This is a genomic window from Planctomycetota bacterium (assembly GCA_016207825.1).
Classification (GTDB): domain Bacteria; phylum Planctomycetota; class MHYJ01; order JACQXL01; family JACQZI01; genus JACQZI01.
In genome coordinates this window covers 1-26,588 of record JACQZI010000008.1, presented here as the reverse complement: position 1 = coordinate 26,588, position 26,588 = coordinate 1, and the positions used below count along the sequence as shown (strand labels likewise).

Here is a 26,588-nt window from a genome sequence, read left to right as displayed (position 1 = left end):
TTTTACTTGACCTTAACCCATTCCCGAATTATATTAAAAATTCCTATATCATAGGTTTGTTGCTCTTTGATAGTATGTTACAGATGTAACGAAACCAGTGCGTTAAAAGGCAAGCTCTTACCCGGGCGAGGGGAAAGGGCAAGTTAAATAGTTTACATCATGTGCTTTAAAAGAAAGGAGAAAAGCAATGGCCAAGAACAGCGTAGCGGAGTTCATGGACAAAATCATCGCCAAAAACCCCGGGGAAAAGGAATTCCACCAGGCGGTGTATGAAGTGGCTCATTCCCTGATGCCCTTCATCGAAAAGAACCCCAAATATAAACAAGCGAAAATCCTGGAAAGGATTGCGGAACCGGAAAGAACGCTCATGTTCCGCGTGCCGTGGCTTGATGACAAAGGCGAAATACAGGTCAACCGCGGTTTCCGAATCGAGATGAACAGTGCTATCGGCCCTTACAAAGGCGGCTTACGGTTTCATCCATCAGTCAACCTCGGCATCTTAAAATTCCTGGCATTCGAACAGGTCTTCAAAAACTCCCTGACCACGCTCCCCATGGGCGGCGGCAAGGGCGGCTCTGATTTCGACCCCAAAGGCAAATCAGATAATGAAGTAATGAAGTTCTGCCAGTCGTTTATGAGCGAACTGTTCCGCCATATCGGTGCGGATACGGATGTCCCTGCAGGTGATATCGGCGTGGGTGGACGCGAAATCGGATTCCTCTTCGGGCAATACAAGAAACTGCGCAACGAATTCACCGGAGTCCTGACCGGTAAAGGCAGGAGCTGGGGCGGCAGTTTAATCAGACCCGAAGCCACCGGTTACGGCACACTCTATTTCGCCGAGGAAATGCTCAAGACACGCGATGAATCGATGGAAGGCAAAGTGGTGACCATTTCCGGTTCAGGCAACGTTGCCCAATACGCCGTGGAAAAAGCCAACCAGATGGGCGCCAAGGTTGTCACCCTTTCGGATTCCGAAGGCACGGTTTACGACCCGAAAGGCATTGACGAAAAGAAACTCGCCTATGTATTGGAGCTTAAAAACGAAAAAAGAGGCCGGATTAAAGAATACGCTTCCAAATACGGCTGCAAATTCCTGCCGGGAAAACGTCCATGGGGAATCAAGTGCGATGTGGCATTACCCTGCGCCACCCAAAACGAAGTGGACGGCAACGATGCCAAAACACTCGTCAAAAACGGCTGCATCTGCGTTTCAGAAGGCGCCAATATGCCTTCTTCACCGCAAGCGATTGACGTATACCTCAAAGCAAAGATTCTTTATGGGCCGGGCAAAGCGGCCAATGCGGGCGGCGTAGCAACCAGCGGACTGGAAATGTCCCAAAACAGCCTGCGTTTGAGCTGGACACGTGAGGAAGTCGACGAAAAACTGCACGGGATTATGATTGCCATTCACGAACAGTGCCTGAAATACGGCAAGGAAAACGACTTCACCAATTACGTGAAAGGCGCCAATATCGCCGGTTTCGTCAAGGTAGCGGATTCCATGCTCGCCCAGGGAGTCGTATAAACCCATTCAACTTAAGGAGCGTTCCCCCGACATAAAGCCGGGGGAACGCTCCTTTCTCATTTTAGCACGTCAATAATCTTGCGGTGAGTTTTAATGCTCACTACTGAAAATCACATTAAAGTTATCCTGTAATGATTTTCTTGACATAGCCTAAAAAACTGATACTATGCTCTTCTTATGTTAAGAGATTTCCGAAAGTTCTTCCAGAAGCACGAACGCAAGGCGTTTATTATCCTGGCAATCGTAACCGCCCTGGCATTCGGCATCTCGCCCCAGCTTATAAACATGGCCGGACAGGATGAAAATCCGCCCGGCACCATCTACGGCAGAGAAATATCCGAAAGCGAACTTAAAAGCATTGAAATCCGGTGGTATAATCTTAACAGATATATCTCCGGCTATATTTCCAGAAACCCTTACATGTTTGCAAGAGCGCCCCATTTCAGCGAGACCAGGTTCCAAAAATGGTGGGATGAGCAAAAAGACGGAGAAGAAAGCATAAAACGGCAATATAAAAGCTGGCAGGAAGCATACTTTCAAAAAGCATTTACCATGCTTAATATCGCGCCGTTTAATCTTGCAGATTATGAAGAATGGTGGAATGATAAACCGAATAAATATTCTGAAAGCCTTGCCAAAACAATCGCCGTCCTGGCTGCAACGGCGGACAGGCTCGGCATCCAGGTCTCTGATGAAGAAATACAGGGTTTTATATCTTCCGGGCTGCCGTTTTTCCGCGACCCGAACACCAACCAGTTCAGCATTGATTATTACCGCTTTTCCGTCGACCGCGAAATACAATTAACCCAGGCCGGCTTCGAAAAGACGATCGAAGAATGGATAAAAGCCTTGAAGCTCTCCGGCTTCCGCCAGGAAGGCGAATTCCCCTCGCTTCAGGACCTTTTCAGCCAGTATATCCTGAATAACGAAGAGGCGAAAATTAAATGGGCGGCATTTGACCCGGATGATTACAAATCCAAAGTCAAGATAGAATCACCCGAGGAACTGGAAAAGTATTTCAGGGATAATATGCCCACTTACGTCGTGCCGGATAAAATCCAGGCGGAATACGTCATCGCCGATTATACTAAGCTTAAAGAAACCGTCCGCGAACCGACGCCCGAAGAAATCAAAAACTATTACGATAAAAACCTTGATGAATTCAAGATAACCGATTCAACCCCAATCACTCCGACCATAACCCATAAAAAATTCGAAGAAGTCCAGGATGAAATAAAATCCAAGTGGAAAGAACTCGAAGCCAAAGGGGCGGCTATAGATAAAATATCGGAAATCAAACAGCGTATCGATATCCTCTTAATCAAGCAAAAACCGGTTGACCTGGAGGCTATCGCCAAGGAATTCGGCCTGTCCTACGAAAAGACCGGCTTTTTCAGCCAGGACCGCGTTAACGAAATCACCGAAACCATGGGCGGTTCACCGGCTTTTGCCGAGCAGGTCTTCGCTTTCGAGAAAGACATCATCTCCGACCCGGTAGATTGCGGCAAAGGACAGCTTATCTTTAAAGTGCTGGAAAAGAAAGTCACCTACAACCCGCCTTTTACCATGGCCATCAAAGAAAAAGTCACCCGCGACATTGTAAAGATGAAATCAAAACAGGCGGCGGAAAACGATTGCAAGGAACTGCAGACTAAAATCACCTCGTCTTTTACGGAAGAATCTTCAGCTATTACAGGCAAAACAGACGAGGAAAAAAAGAAGATTGAAACAGAAATCAAAATACGGCTCTTTGAAGATATCTTAAAAGCCAAAGGCACGCCGACAAACAAGTCTTCCTGGGTGAAAAGAGACCAGGTCGTACCGGAGCACGAAGAAATAGACGCATACTTCCTGGATAAAGCCCTGCTGATGGAAACAGGCGATTATACGATTATAGAAAGCAAAGGCATTTATTACCTGGTCCAGGTAAATGCCAAACGCCCGCCGGCCGGTGAAGATTTTGATACCCAGAAGCCGTCCCTGGAAAACGAATGGATGACCAAGCGAAGCGATGACTTCAACGAAAAATGGCGGGCGGAAATAAAAGCCCTGGTAAACAACATGATGCCTCCTCCGGCACCTCAGGAACAAGAAAACAAAAAGTGATTTAATCCCGAATCATCGGGACGGCTGCCTATATGTTTGAATCAATTACCGAAAAACTCCAAGCAACATTCCGCAAACTCACCGGCCGGGGAAAACTAACCGAAAAAAATATCCAGGATGGTATGCGCGAAGTGCGCATGGCGCTTCTGGAAGCCGATGTCAATTACAAGGTAGCCAAGGATTTTATAGATGCCGTAACCAAACGTGCCGTCGGGCAGGAAGTCATCCAGAGCATTTCCCCAGGCCAGCAGATAGTTAAAATAGTCTATGATGAAATGGCGCGCCTCATGGGCCCTCCGGATTATTCCATAAACTTTAATCCTGCGGGACCGACCATAATCATGATGGCGGGGCTACAGGGCTCCGGCAAGACCACCACCTGCGCGAAACTCGCACAGTATCTGGTAAAAAAAGGAAAGACCCCGCTCCTCGTCGCGGCGGATATCCAGCGCCCGGCCGCTATCGAACAGATTAAAACACTCGGCGCCCAGTTAAAGTTGCCGGTTTATTCCGAGCCCGGCGGTTTCCCTCCGAAACTCTGTGAAAAAGCCGTCAATACCGCCAGGGAAACCAACCGCGATACGGTCATCGTAGATACCGCCGGCCGGCTCCATATAGATAAAGAACTGATGGATGAACTCAAGCAAATCGCCGTCCGCATAAAGCCTAATAATATCTTCCTGGTATCCGATGCCATGACCGGCCAGGACGCGGTTAAAAGCGCGGCGGAATTCGATAAACAGCTCTCACTTAACGGAATCATATTAACCAAGCTGGATGGTGATGCGCGTGGCGGCGCGGCGCTTTCCGTCAAGGCCGTTACCGGCAAGCCGATTAAATTCGTCGGCATCGGAGAGAAAATGGATAACTTTGAGGAATTCCACCCGGACCGCATGGCTTCCAGGATACTCGGGATGGGCGATATCGTCACTCTGGTTGAAAAAGCCCAGGCAAACGTGGATATGGAACGCGCCAAGGAGCTTGAGGAAAAAATCCGGAAGCAGGAATTAACCTTGCAGGATTTCCTCGACCAGCTCCAGCAGATAAAGAAAATGGGACCGTTAAAAGACCTCCTGGCAATGATTCCCGGAATGGGCGGCGCGGTCAACCAAATAGACGATAAAGAGATGAAACGGGTCGAGGCGATTGTCCAATCCATGACTAAAGAAGAGCGTAATAACCCGGAAATCATCAGCGGCTCCCGGAGAGCGCGCATTGCCCGCGGCTCCGGCACCTCGGTCGCCCAGGTCAACAGCCTCCTCAAGCAATTCAGGGAAATGCAGAAAATGATGAAAGACATGGGCAACGCCGGGAAAATGGGCAAGCTCATGGGAAGGTTTAAAGGATTGGGGAAATAACCATGCGCCTTAAAAACATCAAATTAGCGATTGTCTTCCTCTTCTTAATCTGTCTCTCGCCGTCCTGGCCGCAATCCGACAACACGCTTTCCTTCCTAAATAAAACGGATGAAAAGATCCTGGCTGCCGAAAGCCGGGGCGATTTTGAGGAATCAATCGATTACCTTAGCCAGGCATTGATGGAATTGTTAAAGGAACAGGAAATAGTAAAAGGCGACGACAAGAAACTCTATACGGCAATAAGCGAGGCATACCTCCATAAACTGGTCGGGCTTTATTCGGAAAATTACCGGTTCAAAGACGCCGTAAAACTCCTCTCCAAAGTTGAAAAATACCAGACCCTGCCGGAATTTTCCTCCTGGGTAAAATATTACCTCGCTATCTTATGCTGCAAAACCAACGACACCGCCCAAGGCAGGGAAAAATTCTCTGAACTCGGCTTTGTCAACAGTTGGCAGGTTATCGGCCCCTTTGATAACGAAAACGGCTCCGGCTTCAACACACCCTACCAGCCGGAAAACGCCATAGACTTAAATGCAAGCTACGACGGCAGGAAAAAGAGCGTCTCCTGGCGCCATATATCCCTAAACGATATTTCAGGCGGTTATATGAACCTTTCAAATTATTTGAGCCCGAACGATAATTACATTGCCTATGCGCTCACCTACGTCTTTTCCGAAGAAACCAGGCCGGTAAATTTCCGGATTGCCTGCGAGGAAGGAATCAAGCTCTGGCTTAACGAAACTTTATTGTATTACAATGATATCCAGCGTGCACGCGCCACACTTGACCAGAATATTGCCGCGGGAACACTCGAAAAAGGATGGAATGAAATACTGGTAAAAGCCTCTTCCACCGGTTACGGGCGCGGTTTCCGCTTAAGGATAACCTCTGCGGATGGAGCACCGTTAACAGGCTTAAAATACGCCTCGCGCGAGGAAGAAATAAAGGATATTCTACTGCCGGAAAATCCCACCCGCAAGAAACCGCGTTTAACGGAAAGCGCCCTGGAATACCTGGAAAAAATCTCCCGGCGCTACCCGGAAAAGGCCGGTTATTCTTTCTATGCCGGCATCATACACCAGGCGCGCTCGGATTCTGACCGGCACAAACCGGCGGAAAGGGAAGCGTTTCTCCATACCGCCCGCGCTTCTTTAAACCAGGCATATTATTATTACTACCTGGCGAAATCGCTTAAGGATGAAACGCTTTCGCCCTCGGAAAAGGATGAAAACGCCTACCGGGAACTCATGGAAATGACCGTGGGACTCTCACCAGAACACCTCCAGGCGCTTACCGGCCTTGCCGAATATTATTTTTACTCCATGAAGAACCTCACTAAGACACGCGATTACCTCGACCGCGCGGTAAAGGTAAATCCTGATTTTACACCAGCCAGGCACCTGGAAATAAAATGGTTCGAGGCGAAAAGATTTGAAAACGAAAAGCTCTCCAACCTGAAATCATTATCCGTGAAAAATCCGGATTACCTTCCGCTCCAATACGATTACGCCCTCTGGCTTTTAAATACCAACCGTCTGGATGAGGCTTTCCTTATCTACCAGCATATCCTACGGAACGTGGATTACACCGATTTCATAGCCCGGAACGGCATGATTGATATCCTGGTAAAAAGGGGACACTTGGCACAGGCTTTACAACTGCACGATGTTTCCATCTGGCTGGGCTTATCCCCGGTTGAATCCTATATAGCGCGCGCCAAAATAATGGAAGGCTTGAATGATAATGAAAAAGCACTCAAGGAAACCAGGAAGGCCTTGGAGCTTTGCCCGGATAATTACCTCGCGCTTGGGCTGGAGGGGCAATATCTCCGGCAGCTCGGCAATATTGACGAAGCCAGGGTTTCCTGGGCAAAGGCGCTCCTGGTAAACCCGAATTACCTGTGGTTACAACGCTATATGGAATGGGTGGAAAGCTCATCAGAATCTTTCGAAACGCCTTATAAGATTGGGCTGGAAACCATCCTCCAAGAGCGGGAACAATCCAAAGAAAAACCAACGGATCTGGAAGGCTCCGCATATTTCCTCCTTAACCAATCCGTAAACAAGATTAACAAAGACGGCACCTGCCGTAAATATATCCACCAGATTATCCGGATACTCAACGAAAAAGGCATCAAGGATTTCCAGAAAGTCACGCTTTCCTACAATCCCGAACGGCAAAGAATCAAGATGCTCACTGCACGGGTGATTTATCCGGATGGACGGCGCGCTGATGCGACCTACCAGGGCGGATACGCCATGGATTTGCCGCCGCTGGAAGAAAATGCCCTTATAGATTTGGAATACCGCCGCGATGATACCCAGGTGGGGTTTTTCGGAGATTACTTCGGCGATTCTTTTTATTTCACCAAAACCAACCCGGCTTATAAGGCAGGCTACATACTGATTGCCCCGCCGGATAAACCCATTTACTTTAACTTGAAAAATTCACCCCTGCCGGAAAATCAATCGAAAATCATTAAGGAAGAAGGCAAGACCATCTACCTATGGGAACTTACTAACCTCTCCGGATTTACACCCGAGCCTTTGATGCCGCCATTGGAAGAAACCGCGCCGCGCCTGGAGGTTTCTTCTTACCCGGCCGGTGAAAAAGGCTGGAAAGAATTCGGCAAATGGTATTGGAACCTGATAAAACGGCAGTATGATATAACGGATGAAATGCGCGATACCCTTAAACCCTATATCAAGCCGAACGCACCAATTGAGGCGAAAATCTGGGTGGTTTATACCTATGTCATAAGCGAAATAAGATACGTCGCCTGGGAATACGGAATCCACGGCTGGAAGCCCTACCGCGCCTCTACCATATTCGCCCGGCGCTTCGGCGATTGCAAAGACAAAGCAACCATGATTAACGTCTTTCTGAACGATATGGGAATAACCGCCTACCCGGTTTTGATTTACGCCGAAGAATCGAAAGGCAAAGATGACCTAACACTCCCCATGGTGGAACATTTTAACCACTGCATCTCTTACGTCCAGCTTGAAAACGGGCAGGAACTCTGGCTGGATGGAACAGCCGTCTTTAACGCCATGGGCACGGTCCCGGCAGCGGATACGGATTCCAAGGTACTGGTCTTGAATGAAACCGGCGGCGCGATAAAAGAAATACCTCCGTTAGCCCCGGAAGATAACAGCCGCAGAGAAATTAACACCATCCGGCTTGACAAAAAAGGCAATGCGCGGCTTAATATGAAGATGCTCTTTAAAGGCGAGCGAGGGGGCGAGATAAGGTATTATTTCTTTAACCCGGCTAAAAGCAGCCTGATAATGGAAAGAATGCTGGGCAACCTTTACGGCGGGACCACGGTGAATTCGGTAAAGACATCTGCTCTGGGTGAACTGGAAACCCCTCCTTCGGTTACGGTTGATGCGAATATCCCGAAATTAGCCCAGGCCCCGCTCCGCTTTGCTTCGGGGACACCCGATAATGGGGACCTTCGGCAGAATGGGGCAAAAGAAGGCACCAAGGATTTATCTTTTAAAGCGGTTCTCTTCCCTCCTAAAACAGGGCGGGATTTACCCATCGCTCCGCAGGGGCTTTACGGGCTGACTGCCCTATCGGAAAGGAAGTTTGATTTATTATTGCCGATTAACAAATTCCCTTATGAGGATTCCATCCGCAATGAATTCATCCTGCCTTTGGATGCCCAGGTAAAATCGCTTCCGGGAAAAGTGGAGCTGGCGACCAAATTCGGGACATTTAAGATTACGTATGAAATCACGCCAGCCGCGAACGAAGGTGATAATGAGCGGATTGTATTTACGGAAAAGATAACGCTTAAAACCAGGCGCATCCCGGCAAAGGACTACAAGGAATTCCGCGAATTCGTGAACCGCATCGCGCGGGAAGAAGAGCGGGAAATAACCATCACCTTCAAGCAGTAAAACCCGCACCCCATGGTGGTGCGTGGGTAATCAGTTGTCCGGTCCCCACCGTGACAAACGATAACCCCAAAAACCGCTTGACTTAACAGGGATTTTAAATTAAAATATAACAAATTATAATAAGGAAGCCATGGGAACAGGAATAAAAATCATATCAGCTTTATTAATGCTGGTCGGGGTGATTGGATGCGGCACGACAGAACCAGCACCGAGTAGCGAGCATCGAGTAGATAGCGAAGAAATTAAATCCTCACCCCTCACTACTGACTACTCACTACTAATCTCCCAGCTCGGAAGCGACGATTGGGAAACGCGGGAAAAGGCGCAGGAAGCCCTGCAAGCCTATGGGAAAAACCTAATTAAGCAATATCGCTCTAATCACTCACCTGATATAAAAAAAGAATTGCAATCATTAGCGCTAACCGTCAAGCAATATTTACAAAAGGATAATCCGGAAATCAAGAACAGATTAAAGCTTCTATTAAAAAGTTTCTACCCACTTATCGGCACACCGGGCATCCTATGTACCGCAGGCATGGAAAATGATATCTATCTGGTAAACCTTGATGGCAGCGAAAAAAAGCTGACAGATGACGGTTACGAACACTTCTCGCCGGTCTGGAACGGCAAAGCCACTAAAATCGCCTTTGTTACGAAAAAAGAAGATTTACATGATTATGAAATCTCTTGTATGGATATAAATGGTTCTAATAAAGAAGTCATTAGGAAAAAAGGTTTTATGGAAAAGATAAGTTATCTTGCCTGGTCTCCGCATGAAGAAAGCCATATTATATTTATTATGGAACGAGAGATTCAAAAATTAGATTTAGCTGAAAAAGAGGAGATAATGCGTGAACAAATATTATCCTCCGCTGATATGACACCAGAAAAATACTTTTTATCATGGAACCGAAACCGTGATGAATTTGTTTATGTTTCATATTTCAGCAATCTGGATAAATTCCGTCTAAACAAAGCCGGCTTAAATTGGGGTAAGGAGGAATTATTATTGGAAAGCAACGACGAACTTAAAAGCCTATTTTACCCTGCCTGGAATCCGGACGGCTCCAAAATCGCCTTTGTCTGCGGAAAAGAAAAAGATATTTCCGCTATGCCGGGCATTACTGGTTTTCCGGACTGGCATCATCTAGAAGGAAATATTTATATATTAAACGTCGCCACTAAAAAAATAACGAAATTAACGGATAGTGGAACCGATTCTTCACCGACATGGAGCCCGGACGGGACTAAAATAGCTTTCACTTCTTCAAGAGAAGTAATAAACAAAGAGACTAATGAAAGAATCGCTTGTAATATTTACACGATGAATGCTGACGGCTCAAATATTAAAAAACTCACAACTTCCGGAGGTTATTTTAATCTCCAATGGTCACATGCCTTAGACGATATTTACGAATTCTTTAAATTCGGCCTAGAAGAAACCAAATAATCCCCTCTGTGTTCTCTGTGCCTCTGTGGCTAATCTTTTCTACTCTACGCAGATAATATCTTCCAACCGCCACGCCTAATTTAAGGGGACGGAAATAACCATTATTCCTAATGGGCGCCAACTGTAGCACGATACTTTGTCAACTCAAAAAGGGAACTTTGTCAACTGAAAAAGGGAACTATGGGTATAAAAATGCACCCGCCTTGCCGGCGAGGCAGGTATATTTGATGCCATTCTCAATATAAGCCACAGATTACACAGATTTATCAGAGGACAAAGGGTTAATCAGCTAAATCTGCTTAATCAGCTTACAAAATACCCAAAAAACATGGTTTTTGGTGCAGTTAAGTGCACACAAAAGTGAGTTTTTGGTGCAGTGAAAAATCTGAATAAATCCAAAAACAGGCTGAATCCTCGTTATATTGCGTTAAAACTGCCTTTTTGGTGCAGTTGGCTTTTTTGGGGGTGGGGATACCCCACTCCTACCCTACTCCATATCTACCCCTATATACTCTGTAATCTACGGATATCCCGTTAGTAGTATTGGGATAGGCTATGGGTTATCTACGGATACACTATTAGTAATATAGGGATAGGTATCCTGTTATCTACGGATATGCCGTCACTAATCCATAGATATGTACCCTGTAATATCAGGATACGGTATTAGTCATCTACAGATACATACTTAGTAATCTTGGGATACGCCATTAGCCATCTACGGATATGGCATTACTAATCATAGGATATATACTCTGTAATCTTGGGATAGGTATCCGGTGATGCAGGGATACGCCGTCTGTATAGCTGTAATATCCCCAGAGTATCCCGTATCCTACCGGATAGTACTCTGTATCTATGAGTCCGGCACCCACTATCCTACCCCATGGCAGGGAGTGGATAAGAGAGTGAGATGTAGTAGACATTATCCATCGGAATACTTTTGTATTATTGCTTTATAGACCTTTTCGTAAATACTATAGTGACCATGACACTTAATATAACGCTTATTTTCTTTCTTTTCTGTTTGATAGAAAATCACGCCAGACAAAATAGTGTCATCAACATTAATAGACCCGTTTTCTTGTTCTTTAAGTAACAAATGCCATAATCCACCACCGCTTATACCACACCAACTACCAGGTAATGTTTTATCAACATTATAATTAACCCCGCCTTCTACAAAATCATAATCACCATTAATATGTTCTTTTTGTATTGGGTGTATAGGGGTTTCGCCACATATACAATAAAACTCTTTTGCATAATTATATCCCTGCGTTGAAGATACTTTTTTTGTATACTCCTCAGGAAAACCACAAATAAACCATACTCCTTCTTCATAATTTACGGCTTCTTTTAGCCTTTTTTCTCGTTTATAGGATATATCAAAGAATGATTTTTTTGCTTTTAATGTACCGATTGCCTCTGGTGGTAAAATTATAACCGCTAAATCAGGCCCTTGGGAATAATCTGATAAATCAAGTGGTTTAGCAACTTCAAGAATATCCTTTATAAAAACAATATGACGATGCTCAATTTCTGATATAATAAGGCCTAATTCATTAGAATCTTTAAGGGTGGCCGCTACGTGTTGAGCAGTAAGAATGCCATAAGTATTCTGTGTTTTAATTAAAGTGCCGGAGCCTAGCAAAACCGAATCAGATATATTCTTGTTGCTTTGTATTTTTGTAAGCCCAATTGCGTAACACTTGATATATTGTTCTAACCACTCCTGGAAGTATTTATCTATATCAGTAATTTTAACCTCTTTTTTAGCATCCATATCTTAATATCCAGTGACACAGCAACTTTTTATTATGCTTTAGGGAATCAGAGACGGTTCCGCCATCCTTTACGAAACAAACGTTATTAGCTTTTCTCTGTCAGCCTTTTTGTATGGTTCGGGAGGGACGCCATAACCGCGTCCTTTGATATAAGTTCCGCAAAACGGACAGAAATATAAATGATAAAATCCCGGGATAACCCATGAGGTTTCCTCAATACCTTTCCCATACCTATATGCAGAGATAAATTCTTCTTCCTTTACCGCATCCTTAAATCTACCACAGCAATATTTCCCTTTTTTAGTCTTGAGGAAAGGTTTTAGTTTCTTTAAAGCATCTTCCCTTTGCTTTACAGGCAATGCCACGAAATCAATATGGATATCACCTTTCCCGTTATACTTTCCACAAAACGGGCAGTGATATAATTCAAATGCTTTGGGAACAGCCCATAATGAAAAGCTACGCTTGCTTTTAATCCGCTTTATCTTATTCTTTTTTACGTATTTCCGAAAATTAGCGCAACAATAAGTTTGTTTCATAGTTTCTTCTTTTTTAAGGAATTATCTTTATATCGAAACACTGCTTTAAAAAATGAAGTATTCCAAGTATTATCAGAAATAAAGCAAATATTTTCATTAATGTTCCGTATTTCTTAAGCCATAAATCTATTGCCTTCGGGTCTTTCGGCTTTCTGGGTAAAACCCTATATATCACAAGCAAAAGATAAACCCCACAAAACAATTCGATAATCCAATCTAAATGATTCAATAAAACAACTAGATATTTCATATCTCACACCAATATAATTCCGGAGACGCCGAGTTAACTAATAACTGATAACTAACAACTTAAATTAACCACTCCCCTAATATTTTGACTAGAAAAATCAGCTGAATTAGGATTATTAACCAGCATTCTGCAATTGGCTTAACGGGGGCAGTTGCCAATCAATCGGGGTTTGCCCTTGTTTAGCCAGATAATCGTTCGCCTGGGAAAAATGCCGGTTGCCGAAGAAACCACGGTGTGCCGAGAGCGGCGAGGGATGCGGCGCTTCCAATACCAAATGTTTCTGCCGGTCAATAAACTCACCCTTCTTCTGCGCGTAACTGCCCCATAATAAAAAGGCCAGCCCCTCGCGCCGTTCATTTAACAATTGAATCGCCCGGTCGGTAAACTGCTCCCAGCCATGCCCTTGATGGGAGCCGGCACGGTTCCGTTCAACCGTCAATATCGCGTTGAGCAATAATACTCCCTGCCCTGCCCAGGATTGGAGATACCCATGGTCCGGTATCGGAACGCCCAAATCCTGGTGAATCTCTTCGAATATATTCACCAGCGACGGAGGCAAAGGCACGTCCGGCAGGACGGAGAAACACAATCCGTGTGCCTGCTTAGGTCCGTGATAAGGGTCCTGCCCCAGAATAACCACTTTAACCGAGTCGAATGGCGTTGAATTAAACGCGTTAAAAATCAGTTTCCCCGGCGGGAATATCACTTTCTTCCGCTCTTTTTCCTTCACCAGGAATTGCTTTAATTCCTTCATATAGGCTTTCTCAAATTCATCTTTGAGCAGACTAAGCCAGGAAGGATGCAATTTGATTTCAGAACTCATATCGCTCATGTTTTGCCTTATTATCGTTTAATTCCAAGGATATCATTTTGATTAACTAATCAACCAATTAACTAATTAACCAGTTGACTCTTGTCCTGTTTCTTTTCACGGTAGAATATCATTATTCAGGGCGAAGTCAAGCTTAATTACGCCCGCCTAAAAAAACACTTGACCACTTTGGGGATTAATGTATAATAATGGACGCAAAAGCCGATAATTATATTAAATGCTTTTAGGACGCGGATTGAGCGGATTAAGCGGAACCAAATAATATCCAAAAATCAGCCCAATCTGCTAAATCAGCTTACTTACGAAAGGGAATATTATAATGGCAAATTCTTCAGAACTTTCATTAGGCGAAACACTCTTAAAGCAGGGGGTAATCTCCCAGGATATCCTTAACGAGGCAATGAAAAAGCACGAGCAGACAGGGGAGCCCTTGGTCTTAATCTTGAGCCGCCTGCGTTCGGTCAAGGAAGATGATGTCCTTAAAACAATCTCATCCCAGCATTCCATCCCGTTAATCAAGCTGCGTGATTTTACCATTGATAAAAGCCTGATTAAAAAGATACCCATCCGTTTCGTCGCCCATTACCGTTTTATCCCGATAAAACTGGAACGTAATATCCTGACCATCGCCTCCCCCATCCCCTACGATTTGCGGACCAAGGACGAAATGCGCCTAAACCTGGGCTATGAAATCGCCCTTTCCCTGGCAAGCCGCCTTGAGGTAATGGACGCCATAAAGAAGTATTACGGCCTGGCCGCAGACACAATCGAGAAAATAATGACCCAGAGCACGGCGATTCCGGTCTCCCAGGAAATCACCAGCGACAAGGTGGAAGAAATAGAAAAATCATCTGAAGACGCCTCCGTCATAAAACTGGTCAACCAGATTATCCTGGAAGCGCACAAGAGCCGCGCAACGGATATCCATATAGAGCCATACCGTGGTAAGATTCGCCTGCGTTACCGGGTGGATGGCGTGCTTTTTGACGCCAATGTTCCCCCGGCCATCCGTAACTTTTTCTCCGCGATAATCTCCCGCATAAAAATTATATCCAACCTTAATATCGTGGAACGCCGGCTCCCCCAGGACGGGCGCTGTGTCGTCAAGACGGATAAGGAAACGCTGGATTTAAGAATCTCGATTATCCCGACGCCCTACGGGGAAAGCATCGTCATCAGGTTATTACCCATGACGCTCCTCCATAACTTAAGCGACCTGGGCTTAAATCCGGTTGACACCAAAGTAATAGAAAACCTGCTTGAAAAACCGCACGGCATCATTTTTGTCACCGGACCGACCGGAAGCGGCAAAACCACCACCCTTTACAGTTCCCTTAATAAACTAAATACTAACGAAGTGAAAATCATTACCATAGAAGACCCGGTTGAATACGAAATGGAAGGCATCACGCAAATACAGGTAAACCCGGAAATCGGGCTAACTTTCGCAATGGGACTGCGGAGTATCCTGCGCCACGACCCGGACGTCATCATGGTCGGCGAAGTGCGCGACTTTGAGACGGCGGAAATCACCATCCGCCTGGCTTTGACCGGACACCTGGTTTTTTCCACCTTGCACACAAACGACGCGGCCGGAGGTGTTACCCGTTTGATTGATATGGGGGTGGAGCCGTATTTAATCGCCTCATCGGTCGAAGCCTTTGTCGCCCAGCGCCTGGTCAGGGTAATCTGCCCGGACTGCCGCGAGGAAGATAAATCCGTATTGCCGGAAGTGGTTGCCCAAATCACGCGGGAGCTTAGGGCTAAAAAGCAGGTAACGGTTTACCGGGGCAAAGGGTGCGAGACATGCAATTTTACCGGCTATCACGGCCGGACTGCCCTTTATGAAATAATGATTTTGAATGAAGCGATAAAGAAATTAATACTCGTCAAATCGTCATCGGATGATATACGCCGGGTGGCTTTAAGATACGGAATGAAAACCCTGCGCCTGGACGGCTGGGAAAAGGTAAGCCAGGGCGTAACCACGCCGGAGGAAGTCTTGAGGGTCACCCCGGCTGAAGAAGTAGTTGAGGAAAAGCCCAAAGAGGCAACTAAGCCTGAACCGGAAGAGGTCGCAACACCGGCTCCGCAATCCAAGCCAACCGCGATAAAACCCCGGACTTACCAAAGAATCCGCTCCAGGATTCCGATTGAATATACCGTATATAAAAAATCCATGGACAGCGCTGAGGAACTCACCGCCAAGCCGGTCAAATCGGTCGCAACGGATATCAGCGCGGGAGGCATTTCCTTTGATACCAAGGAATTATTGGCTATCGGAAGCATCCTCAAACTGAATGTGGAAGTTCCCGAACACCATACGAAAATAGATTGCATGATGCGCGTGGTACGGATAAGCGAATCAAAAGCGACAGGCCGTTATACGGTAGCCGCGTATTACCTGGATATTGCCAGCGACGATAAAGCAATCCTCGACCAATATGTAACCAGCCAGCAAGCTGAAGAAGAACCGGCGGAATAGATATCCCGAATACCCCGCGGCAGAAGCTGGAATCAAAGTTATTCGGTTGTATGAAAAACCGCGTATTAATAGGAATCACTCTCCTTCTTTCATTTGCCCTTGCCTTTTTTACCGGTGCCAAAGGCTGCTGGAACAAAAGCAACGACAATGACGATACCACCGCTTCCGGAAGCAGTGGAGCCCTCACGGGCCCTAACACACCGTTATTACTGGCCGCAAACGCCGTCAATACATCGCAGATTAACCTTTCCTGGACAGATGCCTCTTTGGATGAAACAGGATTCAAGATAGAACGCAAGACCGGGCCCGGAGGAACTTACGCACAGATTGCGGCGGTCGGGCCGAACGTGACATCTTATTCGGATACCGGGCTCATGCCTTCAACCGATTATTATTACAAAATCAGGAGTTATAACCCTTACGGCTACAGTAATTATTCCAACGAGGCAAACGCAACCACTTACGACGCCTGGTTAGAAGTAGCCGCCGGCGGAGGGCACACCCTAGCAATTTCCACTAACGGGACTATCTGGGCATGGGGAAATAATTCCTACAGCGAATTAGGGCTGGGCGATGCCAATAACAGGACGAGTCCCACGAAAATAGGGAGTGCTTCAAACTGGTCAAAGACAGCCGCCGGGGATTTCCATTCGCTCGCCCTGACAACACTCGGCACCTTATGGGCATGGGGCAGGAACGACTTTGGACAACTTGGAACCAACGACACTTTAACAAAGACACAGCCGACACAAATTGGAACTGACAATGATTGGAAAATAATCAGCGCCGGCGATTTCCACTCGCTTGCCGTCAAAGACGACAAAAGCATCTGGTCATGGGGTAAAAATGATTGGGGGCAATTGGGAAAGGGAAATACGGATGACGAAGACTCCCCCACCAAAATAGGAAATGATATGGACTGGGATAAAGTTTCCGCCGGGGAAAGCTACACTGTTGCCATAAAGACGGATAAAACCCTGTGGGCATGGGGCAAAAACGATTCGGGACAGCTGGGCTTGGGCGACACCTTAAGCCGCACCGAACCAACCAAAGTAGTAACCGATACGGATTGGGCAAGCGCCGTCGCAGGCAAGGGATATACGATTGCCGTTAAAACAGACGGCTCGCTTTGGGCCTGGGGAGCAAACGACTACGGGCAATTGGGACTGGGCGATACCATAAGCCGAACCATCCCCACCAGGGTGGGAACCGATACGAACTGGGCAACCGTCTCAATAAGCAGCGGATATACGATGGCGATAAAAACCGACGGCTCATTATGGGCCTGGGGAGCAAACGACTACGGGCAATTGGGACTGGGCGATACCATAAGCCGAACCGCTCCGACAAAAGTCGGCTCGGAAACAAACTGGGCAGATGTTACGACCGGAGATTATCATTCAGTGGCTCTAAAAACCAACAAGACCATATCAAGCTGGGGTAAAAACGACTCGGGGCAACTGGGACTTGATGACACCGATGACCGCGATTTGCCCGAACCGGCAACAGGGATTCCGGCCGCGCCGACAAGTTTGAGCAATACGGTAATATCGCTTTCGCAAATTAACCTGGGATGGCTTGATAATTCTTCCAATGAACTTGGGTTTAAAATATGGCGTAAAATCGGGTCAAGCGGGAATTACACCCAAATCGCCACGCTTGACGCCAATGTAACTTCATATTCAAATACCGGGCTTTCACCGTTGACCACCTATTATTATCTCGTCAAGGCGTATAACGGATTCGGGGACAGCGCTGCTTCCAACACTTCCAGCAATACCACAAACGGCAGTTGGCTGAAAGTCTCTGCCGGATACTCCCACTGTGTGGCAATCGCCAGCAATAACAGCATCTGGTCGTGGGGAGATAACGATGACGGCCAGCTGGGACTAGGAACCAAAGGGACCGGAACAAATAAAAGTGTGCCGACACGTATCGGCACTTTATATAACTGGGATACGATATTAGCCACGAGCTACCATAACATGGCCGTAAAAATAGGCGGCTCGTTATGGTCATGGGGATATAACAGCGACGGCCAGTTAGGGCTTATTATCTGGGGAAGCGGAGCGGAAAAAACATCTCCGGAACAAATAACGAATCCTTCTTCAACGGATTGGTTCGATATCGCGGCAGGAGAACTGCATTCCATCATCAGGAAAAACAACAACTCGATCTGGGCATGCGGTTATAACGGATACGGACAACTCGGATTAGGAGATTATACCAGGCGAACAATTCTGGCGCAAATGGGCAGTGAAACCAACTGGCTGAAAATAGCGGCCGGGCGTTATCACACCCTTGCCATAAAAACCAACGGGACATTATGGGCATGGGGCAATAATGAATACGGGCAATTGGGCCTGGGCACGAGCGGCAGCGGGACAGAGAGAACATCACCAAACCAGGTCGGAAGCGCTAATAACTGGAATATGATTGCCGGCGGCAAATACCATACCCTGGCCGTAAAATCAGACGGCACATTATGGGCCTGGGGCCTTAATAACGACGGTCAATTGGGATTGAACGACATCACAAACAGAAACACGCCGACGCGCGTGGGAATGGATTCCGACTGGGCAAAGGTTTCAGCCGGTGAATATCATTCCATTGCCACCAAGAACGACGGGACATTATGGGCATGGGGATTCAATAATCACGGGCAATTGGGACTGGGCGACAGCGGCGAGGGAACGGAAAAACTTATCCCGACGAAAATAGGCAATTCAACGGGTTGGTCAATGATATCCGCAGGAAGCCGGCATAATATTGCATTGAAAAATGACGGAACCATCTGGACATGGGGACTCAATGACGCGGGGCAATTGGGAGTGAACGATTATACGGACAAAACCACGCCAACCAAGGTCGGGGAGTAATCAAGAGGCCGATTACTTTTTCCCTCGGAGAATTACGGCAACGGTCACCACGATAACGCAAAGGGCCAGGATAAAGAGTATCAAAGAAGAAACCAATATCACCATGCCCTGCGTATCAAGGCCTGTCCCGCTAAAAACGGAGCCGGTGCGCGGTATAATGAGAAGCGCCAAAGACCAAAAAGTCATTGCCATGATAAAAAGCATGGGGATTAATGTCACCAAAGGATTTTTCCCTTTGCGCCAGAGCCAGACGGAAATTCCCAATAAAGTCAGGCTGGCCAGAAGCTGATTGCTTGTCCCGAAAACATCCCAGGCAACCTTATAGGCTTTTTCGCCGGTAACGGAAAGGAAAACAAACGGGATAACGAGCGTTGCTAAGGTCGCTACGTAAGGGGCAATCTTACCCCGCCAGCCGGTCAATTCCTGGAAGACATACCTGCCTAACCTGGTGCAGACATCCAGCGTATCATAAACGAAAGTGGAAAAAGCAAGGAGCGCAAAAGGATAAGCGATACTGAAATCTATTCCCAGAAGTCCCGCGTAGCTTGCCACGCCATTGGCATAAATATTACTCGGGTCTTTTTTCAGGTTGGCGGGGTCAGGGATAAGAAACATTATGGTGGAAAGCGCAAAGATGGCAACCACCGCCTCCAGAATCATGCTGCCGTAACCGACAGGTTTGGTATCCGTTTCGTATTTGATTTGTTTGGAAGTAGTGCCGGATGCGACAATCGCATGGAAGCCGGAAATCGCCCCGCAAGCAACGGTAATGAATAACACCGGAAAAACTGATTTGGTCTCGTTAAAAGCGCTGGATAATCCTTTCAAGTTAAACGCCGGATAAGTAATATTGAAATCACCGAAAAACACCCCTACTAAACAGGCGAAAATAGTGCCGTATAAAAAGCATCCGCCCAGGTAACCGCGCGGCTGGAGCAAGAGCCACATCGGGATAACCGCGGCGATAAAGCAATAAACTAAAAGTATAAAACTCCAGCCTTTTACTCCAGGTGCGGCAAATATATTAAAGATTCCTTCCGGCAGCCTTGGCCCAACCCAGGTGGAAAATAATACCAGCGGAATAAAAATCACGGTCGCCAGCCACAACGGCACCTTGAATTTGTATAAACATACGCCCATGACCAATCCCAAAACCAGGTATACGACAGATGAAATAGCTACGGCCGGACCGTATGCCGTACCGGCTTCTTTTGTCATAAAAGTATTAGCCGTAATATCGGCAAACGCGATTATCACATATATGAGTGTAAACCAGATGAAAATAAGGAACAATAAAAAACCGGTCTTGCTGATATGCTGCTTGACAATTTCACCGATGGAAAGCGCCTTATGGCGGACCGAAGCTATAAGCGTGGAAAAATCATGGACCCCGCCGATAAATATGGAACCGACGATAATCCATATCATTGCCGGCAGCCATCCGAATAACAAACCGGCCATAATCGGCCCGACAACCGGTCCGGCGGCGGAAATAGCCGAGAAATGCTGCCCCAAAAGCAATGATTTATCAGCCGGGACGTAATCAACACCATCATTTAATTCTACGGCAGGAGTGCGTGCCTTTGGGTCGAGCTGAAAATAGCGGGAGAGGAACCGACCGTAAAAAACATATCCGGCCAGGAGCAAAAGCAACCCGATTGACACAACGGGTAACATACTCATAAACGAAAACTTAGAGCGTATTTCATAACCAATAAACGCCCCTTCTGTCACTATAGTCCAGACGGGGGATCCTGGATTCCTGCCTGCCCGTCCGGTCAGGCGGGCTTCCGCAGAAATGACAAAAAAAAGGTTGTGAAACAGGCTCTTACGCCAGGCCTAATTCTTTAAGCTTTGCCTGGGTCGGCTTACCGTTTTTATCCCAACCGCGTAAGGCGTAGTATTCATCGAGAAGCCGTTCGATATCTTCCTTTTTAACGATACTGCCCTGTGTCGGGCCGTCGGGAACTTTTTCCTCATAAAACCTGGCGGGAGGATAATCAAAATGGCGCCCGTAATCCTTATTTTCCCGTATCAGGAACAACCTGTTAAGGTTCCAGACGCGTTCCGAACATTTAAGCAATTGCTCAAGAGTGTAATCCAAGCCGGTTGCGGCTTTCAGCATTTTAGGGTAATATTCCGGGGACATGCCGGTTTCTATCCATTGCAAACGGCAGCAACCGACCATATCGAAAAGAGGCCTCAGGTGCTGGAGTTCGATAACCTTAGGCGCTTTGCCCTCTATTTTATCACGGCCCGCGGCGATATCGTGGGTGATAGCCCAGGCGCGGTTATGGTGAGCGCCGATATCGCAGGTCATATAAGCAAGCAACATTGCCGGGGCTTTACGTGATTCGTAACCGGATATCTCAAGCCCTTTTACCTGCATGGCGAATTTATCCGAGCCCTTGCCGAATTTACGGGCGGCTTCACGGACGCCGCCAGCCAGGATATTGCCGATTCCTTCACGTTTGGCAATCATATTGATAATTTTATCAAAAGACCTGATATCGCCGAATTTCAGTTCCACCCCGCCGGTATCTTTCTTGGTAATAATGCCTTTCTCGTAACATTCCATGGCAAAGGCAACCACGCTCCCGCCGGAGATGGTATCGAGCCCCAATTCATCGCAGAGCCAGTTGGCATAACTCAAATCCGTAATATTATCAACGGCGCAATCGCCGCCGATAAGCGCGGCTGTTTCGTATTCAGGCCCTTCAACGTAATAAAGCTTGCCATTTTTAGTTACTTTAGCGTATTTACCGCAGGCAGTCGGGCAACCGAAGCAGGCTTTATTGGTAATGATGGTTTCCTTAAGCATGACATCGCCGCTTATTTTCTGGTAATCCTTAAACCAACCGCTCTGGAAATTACGGGTCGGGAAAGAACCCTGTTCATTGGACCAGACCGTCACCGAGGCGGTTCCCTGGGCCACCCACGTCTTGAATCCGGGATGCGCGGCGCATTCCCTGATTGCTTTTTTAGTCAACGCCTGCAATCCTTTGGGATCGGCTACTTTAAGCGATTTGCTTCCTCTGATAGCCACGGCTTTTATATTTTTGTTCCCCATTACCGCGCCGATGCCGGTTCTGCCGGCTTGCCTGCCGAAATCGTGCGAGACGCATGCAAACTTAACCTTGTTCTCACCGGCCGGCCCGATGGTAGCAATCTGGAATTCCTCGCCTAAATCATCCTTAAGCATCTTTTCCACGGTAATGGCGCCTTTGCCCCAGTATTTGCCGGCATCGCGGATTTCAACTTTATCATTATTTATGTATATATAAGAAGGATTGGGAGCGGTTCCTTCCAGGATAATTACGTCATAACCGGCGTATTTTATTTCAGCGGCAAGATGGCCGCCCATATTACTATCGCCGTAAGAATTAGTTGCCGGAGATTTGGAGGCAAAAGTGATTTTACCTGCCCCCGGCACGAACAAGCCGGAAAGCGGACCTGAAGCAATGACAACTTTATTATCAGGACCGAAAGGATCTATCCCCGGTTTTAGCTCGTCATAAAGAATCTTTGCCGCAAAGCCCCGGCCGCCGATATATTCCTTTATCAATTTCTCAGGAGTGGGAGATTTCGTGATTTGACCATTAGAGAGATTAATTCTTAAAATATTGCCGCCGTAACCTAACATAGATGCACTCCTTTCATAATTATTATCACCTCACTTAACGTCATTCCGTCCCGCATCAGAGTGCGGGATAAATTCCAACGGGAATCCAGACCATATTAGAATGTATAGATTCCCGCTTTCGCGGGAATGACAGAGACAGAACAGGAGCAGTATAATCAAAACTTCCCGTTATTGCAAATAATATAGAATACTTATCAGGTGGGTATTATAAGAAATGCGTAAGTAAGAAAAGGGCGTCCCGACGTAAATCCGAGACGCCCCTAATATTAAATCTTACTTGGCCTTTGAAGAAGAACCGAATGCGCTTTCGGCTTTTTTCAGGTTATCTTCCATGGTCTTGGTGAACTGTTCCCGGGCTTGTTTTGCCCGATTAAGCCAGTCCTGAAGCATCTTTTTGCCTTCATTTTGCGCAACTAATCCCTGGTCCAGGAGAGTATTCCACATCTTCTCATTCTGTTCCTGGAACGTGGACATCATGTCCATCGTGGTTGCCCAATAATTTTTAGTCAGGTTAAAAACCTCCTGGGCAACTTTCTGTTGGTCGAACATCCTTTTCACCCCCTTCCGATTTTTACATTACACATTAAAGTGTAAAATGTAAAACAACTCGTTTGATATTTACTTCTCGTACCTGCCCGTCCGGTCAGGCGGGTTTCATCACCGTAGCAGTTCCTTCGATAACCGGAACTCCGGACTGGTTCCGCACGGTTGTTTTAAGCTTAAGAATCTTCTTTTCGTCGTTCTTTTCCAGGACCTCGCATTCCGCGGTCAGCGTTTCCCCGATTTTTACCGGCGCCTTGAATTTCAGGTCCTGCGCCAGGTAAATAGTGTTGGGGCCGGGCAGCTGGGTGCCTAAAACCGTGGAAATGAAACTCCCCACCAGGAAGCCATGCGCGATACGCGTCTTAAAAAGGCTGTTTTTGGCAAACTCCTCGTTAATATGCACCGGGTTAAAATCACCTGAAACCCCGGCAAACGTATAAATATCCGCTTCGGAAATGGTCTTGGAAAAAGAAGCCTTGTCCCCTATTTTTATGTCTGCGTATTTCATATTTTTATTATTATACAAACATCGCCCTTTTTGTCAAGGGCAAAATTAAACTTATCGCATAATTTATTATTTGCTCTTTGTGCTGTGCTTAACCAGCCAATCGCTAAGGCGCGGGCATATTTCCTTCTGCGAACGCGAACTCACGAATATGCCGATATGGCCAGTCGGGTAACTGGCAATCTCCTTATCCTTGCTCCCGATATAATCCGTGAAAGTACGGGAGCAGGCCGGGGGAACGAGGTTATCATACTCTGCAAAGATATTCAAGACCGGCATGGTGATATTTTTTATATCAACCTTATTATCACCGAGTGTAAACTTGTTTTCCTTCAAGAGGTTTTTCTGGTATAAATCCTTGACGAACTTACGGATGGTCTCCCCTGCCTGGTCGGGAGAATCGAATATCCATTTTTCCATCCGGATGAAGTTATTGACAAACTCCTTATCGTCCGTATGTTCGGCAAAACCCACATACTTATCAAACATCAGGCGGAACGGATTAAGCATCAAAAAGCCGATATTCATGAAATCGCCCGGTATATTGCCCAGCGTATCCACCAGTTTATCAATATCCATATCCTTCGACCAGACATTAAGAAGGCCGGTATCGGTATGGAAATCAAATGGAGTGACGATAGTGACCAGGTTTTTTACTTTTTCCGGATGAAGCGCGCTGTAGATGATGGAAAAAGTCCCGCCCTGGCAAATGCCCATCAGGGTCACCTGGGAAACGCCGGTTAATTCACAGACCTTGTCGACACAACCGCCGAGATATTCCTCAATATAATCCTCCATGGTAATGTATTTATCAGCCGGGGAAGGATAGCCCCAATCAATGATAAAAAGCTCATGGCCCTGGTTCAGGAGATATTTAATCACGCTCCGGTCGGGTTGTAAATCCAGCATATATTGCTTATTGACCAGGGCGTAAGAAATCAAAATTGGAGGCGAATAAAGATGCTCTTTAACTGGGATATAGTGATAAAGCTTTACCTTATCTATCTGGTAAACCAATTCTTTCGGCGTCATCCCCACTTCGATATCCAGCGGTTTGGTTAAAATATCAATGCCCTGCATAAACCGCTGTTGTATATTCCTCATTTCCTCCATCCAAGCGGCATGTTTGTGCTCTTTAGTTTGCGCCTCTTTATCTACCATGTTTAACTCCCTCTTAATTATTTCTTCTTATTCTTAAGATGTTTTTCTAATTCATTAATACGTTTTTTCAAGGAATAAAGCTGCTGGTAAACTTCATCCATTTCACTCCTGGTAATAATAGGAGTGCCTTTCAATATCTCCTCCATCACGGCGAAATGATGGCGGCGGAAATTGAGGGAAGCATCCAGGGTGCTTTTCATGATATCCGCAAAAGCCGGGGTGCGGAAAAGCGCGTAGAATTTATCCTCAAATGTTTTCACGAGCATCTCGTAAAACTCCTTGTATTTTTCAGGTGTTACGTCGCCTTTAAGGAGTTCTGATGCCTTTTTAGAAAGCTCTTCCATCGCGCTGGTGCTCGGGCTATACATCATCATGTAAAAATCAGCCGTCGAGCCGCAATACTTGATAAAAGCATCCATGCTTTTCATCATCTTATCAGAAACGTTGCGGGAAGGGCCCATCATGGGCATTTTGAGGAACTTGCCGAAAGTGGATTCATAACCCTTTATCCAGGCATTGTAAAATTCCTTGGCTTTGGCGGGCGCCACGCCGGGCTTCATCATTTCCAGGGCGTCTTCGGAAGCCTTGCGCCAGTTATCCATCATCGGCTGGTAATTTTCCTTATACATCTTCTGCCAGTTTTCCAGGGATTGTTTGACCCCTTCGGCCCATTCCTTCATATCGGTGACATCCGCGGGCATCTCCGGCAGAGGCAAACCGAACATGCGGCTGAAAATATTCTTCTGGCTTTCCAGCCAGGTATTCATGAAGGATTTAAGATGCTCCGAGGTAATCTGCTTATCCGTGTTTTCCATGATACCAGACCAGGAATGGAAGAGCGAGGTATAAATATTGGCGGTATCAACGAATTTCTGGTAAATATCTCCCATGGCGCCGCTCATCGGCGTAAACATGAAATGCCTGGCGAATTCGTCATAGGTCTTGAGCCAGGCGGGATAAAACGAAGAAGCCGCGGTCGGGGAATCTATACCGGTCATCTCCTGGGCGTATTTTTTCCACATCTCCATCCACGATTGCATACCCTCGTTCATGTTATTAAACGGAGTTTGAGGGGCTTCTTTGCCCGCTTGTTTTTTCTTTGGTTCTTTAGATTTCATATTTATTTCCTTTTATAATAACACAAATAAGCATCACTCAATAAGGGAGGTATGCTACCAAATGGGTATACAATAGTCAAGCAAAATTTAGGGCTACTGTGAATTTTCTTGTTAAGGCCTGTCTGCCGTGGCAGGCAGGCCTGCCCGACTGGACATCCCCGTCCGAATGGGCGCTCGTCCGGGCGGACGGTCAGGCGGGCGTGACCGGCAAGTCAAATATAGTCAGGTGGATTCATCGAGCACTCCAAATCCATCTCCATAATCCGGCTCAAAGGCGGCGCATCCGCTCTCCTTTGAAACATCGAAAAATCAAGAGGTTTACCGGTAAAGCGCATCCAAATCCCGCTTCTTATCGTTAAATTCTTGAGCGAACTATAATCTTCCGCGGTCTCCGGCTTCAAGACAAAGTGACATGAAATGTCATTCCCGCCCCGCTCCTCCCGCTGAGGCGGGATTCGGGGACACCCGATAATAGGGACCTTCGGCAGAATGG

At 46.6% G+C, this 26,588-nt stretch carries 17 protein-coding genes; 8 read left to right on the top strand and 9 right to left on the bottom strand.

The genetic code is table 11. From position 1 onward, the window contains the following. The first annotated feature begins 187 nt into the window (after positions 1-187). The 5 genes from gdhA (at position 188) to HY811_03340 (ending at position 10,353) form a co-directional block, all read left to right on the top strand. Positions 188-1,528, top strand: coding sequence for an NADP-specific glutamate dehydrogenase (gene gdhA / locus HY811_03360; GenBank protein ID MBI4833847.1), 1,341 nt, complete (start codon positions 188-190; stop codon positions 1,526-1,528). A gap of 177 nt (positions 1,529-1,705) precedes the next feature. Beyond that, positions 1,706-3,634 carry a peptidyl-prolyl cis-trans isomerase gene (locus tag HY811_03355; GenBank protein ID MBI4833846.1) on the top strand — a complete coding sequence of 643 codons (1,929 nt, stop codon included), beginning with the start codon at positions 1,706-1,708 and terminating at the stop codon, positions 3,632-3,634. A gap of 32 nt (positions 3,635-3,666) precedes the next feature. Next, positions 3,667-4,992: a signal recognition particle protein gene (ffh, locus tag HY811_03350; protein MBI4833845.1), complete on the top strand. Its 1,326-nt coding sequence runs from the start codon at positions 3,667-3,669 to the stop codon at positions 4,990-4,992. Between the two features lie 2 nt (positions 4,993-4,994). Then, positions 4,995-8,903, top strand: coding sequence for a DUF3857 domain-containing protein (locus HY811_03345; protein MBI4833844.1), 3,909 nt, complete (start codon positions 4,995-4,997; stop codon positions 8,901-8,903). 130 nt (positions 8,904-9,033) lie between these two features. Further along, positions 9,034-10,353, top strand: a complete 1,320-nt coding sequence (locus tag HY811_03340) for a PD40 domain-containing protein (protein ID MBI4833843.1) — start codon at positions 9,034-9,036, stop codon at positions 10,351-10,353. A 925-nt stretch (positions 10,354-11,278) separates the two neighbouring features. Here HY811_03340 and HY811_03335 read toward each other — a convergent pair. From HY811_03335 to ung, 3 genes are all read right to left on the bottom strand, one after another. Further along, a complete protein-coding gene (locus tag HY811_03335; protein MBI4833842.1) occupies positions 11,279-12,139 on the bottom strand; it encodes a hypothetical protein in 861 nt (286 codons plus the stop codon). A 69-nt stretch (positions 12,140-12,208) separates the two neighbouring features. After that, on the bottom strand, positions 12,209-12,679 hold the full coding sequence (locus tag HY811_03330; protein MBI4833841.1) for a hypothetical protein: 471 nt from the start codon (positions 12,677-12,679) through the stop codon (positions 12,209-12,211). A 365-nt stretch (positions 12,680-13,044) separates the two neighbouring features. After that, on the bottom strand, positions 13,045-13,752 hold the full coding sequence (ung, locus tag HY811_03325) for a uracil-DNA glycosylase (protein MBI4833840.1): 708 nt from the start codon (positions 13,750-13,752) through the stop codon (positions 13,045-13,047). Positions 13,753-14,080: 328 nt separating this feature from the next. On the opposite strand from ung, the gene tadA reads away from it, so the two are divergent. After that, on the top strand, positions 14,081-16,246 hold the full coding sequence (gene tadA / locus HY811_03320) for a Flp pilus assembly complex ATPase component TadA (GenBank protein MBI4833839.1): 2,166 nt from the start codon (positions 14,081-14,083) through the stop codon (positions 16,244-16,246). Between the two features lie 50 nt (positions 16,247-16,296). Then, positions 16,297-19,125: a chromosome condensation regulator RCC1 gene (locus HY811_03315; protein MBI4833838.1), complete on the top strand. Its 2,829-nt coding sequence runs from the start codon at positions 16,297-16,299 to the stop codon at positions 19,123-19,125. Positions 19,126-19,137: 12 nt separating this feature from the next. Here HY811_03315 and HY811_03310 read toward each other — a convergent pair whose 3' ends face one another. The 6 genes from HY811_03310 to HY811_03285 form a co-directional block, all read right to left on the bottom strand. Then, complete coding sequence (locus HY811_03310; GenBank protein MBI4833837.1) at positions 19,138-20,808, bottom strand: carbon starvation protein A; 1,671 nt, start codon at positions 20,806-20,808, stop codon at positions 19,138-19,140. Positions 20,809-20,953: 145 nt separating this feature from the next. After that, on the bottom strand, positions 20,954-22,768 hold the full coding sequence (locus tag HY811_03305) for an aldehyde ferredoxin oxidoreductase family protein (GenBank protein ID MBI4833836.1): 1,815 nt from the start codon (positions 22,766-22,768) through the stop codon (positions 20,954-20,956). A gap of 273 nt (positions 22,769-23,041) precedes the next feature. After that, complete coding sequence (locus tag HY811_03300; GenBank protein ID MBI4833835.1) at positions 23,042-23,317, bottom strand: hypothetical protein; 276 nt, start codon at positions 23,315-23,317, stop codon at positions 23,042-23,044. Positions 23,318-23,411: 94 nt separating this feature from the next. Then, complete coding sequence (locus HY811_03295) at positions 23,412-23,819, bottom strand: MaoC family dehydratase (protein ID MBI4833834.1); 408 nt, start codon at positions 23,817-23,819, stop codon at positions 23,412-23,414. A gap of 66 nt (positions 23,820-23,885) precedes the next feature. After that, entirely contained in the window at positions 23,886-24,929 is a 1,044-nt protein-coding gene (gene phaC / locus HY811_03290; protein MBI4833833.1) for a class III poly(R)-hydroxyalkanoic acid synthase subunit PhaC, read from the bottom strand. 65 nt (positions 24,930-24,994) lie between these two features. After that, positions 24,995-26,095 carry a hypothetical protein gene (locus HY811_03285; protein MBI4833832.1) on the bottom strand — a complete coding sequence of 367 codons (1,101 nt, stop codon included), beginning with the start codon at positions 26,093-26,095 and terminating at the stop codon, positions 24,995-24,997. A gap of 98 nt (positions 26,096-26,193) precedes the next feature. On the opposite strand from HY811_03285, the gene HY811_03280 reads away from it, so the two are divergent. Beyond that, positions 26,194-26,454, top strand: coding sequence for a hypothetical protein (locus HY811_03280; GenBank protein MBI4833831.1), 261 nt, complete (start codon positions 26,194-26,196; stop codon positions 26,452-26,454). Positions 26,455-26,588: the final 134 nt, after the last annotated feature.

Excerpts from the sequence above, each read along its gene's own strand:
- gdhA (MBI4833847.1), top strand. The coding sequence starts at position 188 with ATGGCCAAGAACAGCGTAGCGGAGTTCATGGACAAAATCATCGCCAAA.
- HY811_03355 (MBI4833846.1), top strand. The coding sequence starts at position 1,706 with ATGTTAAGAGATTTCCGAAAGTTCTTCCAGAAGCACGAACGCAAGGCG.
- ffh (MBI4833845.1), top strand. The coding sequence starts at position 3,667 with ATGTTTGAATCAATTACCGAAAAACTCCAAGCAACATTCCGCAAACTC.
- HY811_03345 (MBI4833844.1), top strand. The coding sequence starts at position 4,995 with ATGCGCCTTAAAAACATCAAATTAGCGATTGTCTTCCTCTTCTTAATC.
- HY811_03340 (MBI4833843.1), top strand. The coding sequence starts at position 9,034 with ATGGGAACAGGAATAAAAATCATATCAGCTTTATTAATGCTGGTCGGG.
- HY811_03335 (MBI4833842.1), bottom strand. The coding sequence starts at position 12,139 with ATGGATGCTAAAAAAGAGGTTAAAATTACTGATATAGATAAATACTTC.
- HY811_03330 (MBI4833841.1), bottom strand. The coding sequence starts at position 12,679 with ATGAAACAAACTTATTGTTGCGCTAATTTTCGGAAATACGTAAAAAAG.
- ung (MBI4833840.1), bottom strand. The coding sequence starts at position 13,752 with ATGAGTTCTGAAATCAAATTGCATCCTTCCTGGCTTAGTCTGCTCAAA.
- tadA (MBI4833839.1), top strand. The coding sequence starts at position 14,081 with ATGGCAAATTCTTCAGAACTTTCATTAGGCGAAACACTCTTAAAGCAG.
- HY811_03315 (MBI4833838.1), top strand. The coding sequence starts at position 16,297 with ATGAAAAACCGCGTATTAATAGGAATCACTCTCCTTCTTTCATTTGCC.
- HY811_03310 (MBI4833837.1), bottom strand. The coding sequence starts at position 20,808 with ATGAGTATGTTACCCGTTGTGTCAATCGGGTTGCTTTTGCTCCTGGCC.
- HY811_03305 (MBI4833836.1), bottom strand. The coding sequence starts at position 22,768 with ATGTTAGGTTACGGCGGCAATATTTTAAGAATTAATCTCTCTAATGGT.
- HY811_03300 (MBI4833835.1), bottom strand. The coding sequence starts at position 23,317 with ATGTTCGACCAACAGAAAGTTGCCCAGGAGGTTTTTAACCTGACTAAA.
- HY811_03295 (MBI4833834.1), bottom strand. The coding sequence starts at position 23,819 with ATGAAATACGCAGACATAAAAATAGGGGACAAGGCTTCTTTTTCCAAG.
- phaC (MBI4833833.1), bottom strand. The coding sequence starts at position 24,929 with ATGGAGGAAATGAGGAATATACAACAGCGGTTTATGCAGGGCATTGAT.
- HY811_03285 (MBI4833832.1), bottom strand. The coding sequence starts at position 26,095 with ATGAAATCTAAAGAACCAAAGAAAAAACAAGCGGGCAAAGAAGCCCCT.